This window comes from Rhodococcus sp. ENV425 (assembly GCF_002887785.1).
GTDB classification, from domain to species: domain Bacteria; phylum Actinomycetota; class Actinomycetes; order Mycobacteriales; family Mycobacteriaceae; genus Rhodococcus; species Rhodococcus aetherivorans.
In genome coordinates this window covers 1-1311 of sequence record NZ_PCZU01000173.1, presented here as the reverse complement: position 1 = coordinate 1311, position 1311 = coordinate 1, and the positions used below count along the sequence as shown (strand labels likewise).

The following is a 1311-nucleotide window of genomic DNA, read 5'->3' as shown; positions in this document are numbered from 1 at the left end:
TCGCGCGGGGTCGGCAGGTCGGCGACCGTGCTCCAGCCGCTGCCGTCGAAGACGTCGGTCGTGGCGAGGAGGGTGTCGTCGGCCTGACCGCCGAACACGTAGATCCTGTCCCCGATGGTGACGGCGGCCGCGGCGGCACGCGCCTGCGGCATGGCCGGTAGTTCGGTCCACTGCCCGTCGCGCAGCGCGAACACCCGATCCGACGGTCGGGCGGTGAGGTCGGCGCCCTCGGGCACCCAGCCGCCGAGCACGACCAGCTCGTCCGCGTACTCGACGGCCATCGCGTGGTTGAGCGGGAGGGGGAGATCGGGTCCGACCTTCCAGGTGTCGATGGCCGGGTCGTAGCCCTCCACCCGGGCGGTGGACCCGTTGTTGTCGAGTCCGCCGAACACCCACACGGTGCCGTCGGCGACGGTGGCGGCGGTCTGCTGGCGGGCGGTGGGGGCGTCGCGCAGCTGCCGCCACGCCGGCCCGGGCTGGACGCGGCGCGGCGGGATCTGCAGCGCCTCGGTGACGGAGGTCGACTCGGCGTGGGTGGGTCCGGTGGCGCCGTCGATGGCGTAGACGGTGTCGCCGACCGCGCCGAGGGCCAGCCCGTGCCGCGGGGTCCGCAGGTCCGGCAGCTCGGACCACGTGCCGGTGGTCAGGTCGAACGCCTCGACATCGGCGAGGACGCGGGTGGGTTCCTCGCCGCCGGCGGCGACGATGCGGCCGTCGATGTAGGTGGCGCCGAGCCCGCCGCGCGCGGTGGGCATGTCGGGCAGGGCGGTCCACGCGCCGGTGGTGGGGTCGAAGCGCTCGAGGGTGGCGACGTTCTTGTCGGCGGACAGGTCCCGGCCGCCGATGGCGTAGGCGTAGGTGCCGTCGGTCGCGGCCGCGAGGTGCTCGCGCGGGGTCGGCAGGTCGGCGACCGTGGTCCAGGCGGTGCCGTCGAACACGTCGGTGGGGCGGATCAGGGTGTCGTCGGCCTGGCCGCCGAACACGTAGATCTTGTTTCCGATGGTGACGGCGGCGCCGGCGGCACGGGCCCGGGGCATCGGTGGCATCTCCACCCATTCACCGTTGCGGACGGCGAAGACCCGGTTCGATGCGGTGGCGGTGAGGTCGGGGCCGTCCGGGATCCAGCCGCCGAGGACGACGGGCACGCCGTCCCACGTGACGGCCGTCGCGTGGTTGAGCGGGATCGGCAGGTCGGGTCCGGCCTTCCAGGTGTCGATGGCCGGGTCGTAGCCCTCGTGGGCGGGGGAGGAGCCGGAGTCGTCCAGGCCGCCGAACACCCATACGGTGCCGTCGGCGACGGTGGCGGCGGTC

Annotated in this window: 1 pseudogene; it reads right to left on the bottom strand. The window is 74.4% G+C overall.

Annotation, left to right across the window (positions count from 1 at the left end):
• A pseudogene (locus CQZ88_RS14040) lies at window positions 1-1311 on the bottom strand (kelch repeat-containing protein); the annotation flags it as partial.